The sequence below is a fragment of the Streptomyces sp. P17 genome (assembly GCF_032436805.1).
In the GTDB taxonomy this organism is placed as follows: Bacteria; Actinomycetota; Actinomycetes; order Streptomycetales; family Streptomycetaceae; genus Streptomyces.
Map to the genome: position 1 here is coordinate 1 of NZ_JAVRBF010001382.1, position 242 is coordinate 242.

General features: G+C 63.6%; 1 protein-coding gene. It reads left to right on the forward strand.

The window, feature by feature from the left end:
* The coding region (locus tag RMT89_RS45055; RefSeq protein ID WP_315889537.1) for a hypothetical protein at positions 1–242 on the forward strand (242 nt) is incomplete at both ends.

A 242-nucleotide genomic window follows, 5' to 3' on the forward strand; every position in this document is an offset into this window, starting at 1 on the left:
CAGTTTGATGCGTGGATGCCCTTAGCTGATGCACCGGGCGCCGCCCTCTCCGCCCAGCCCTCCACGGGTGAAACCCTTCCGCCCGAAATGCGCCTCGGCTCGCCGGAATATCTGGACTACCTCGATACCAAGCCCTCCCCGGGTGGTCAGGAGTACGCGTGGAACATCGCCGAACTGGTGAGGGTCGACCTTGATCGCCAGTCGTGCCCGGAAGCCTACATGCGGATCGCGATGGAATCGGT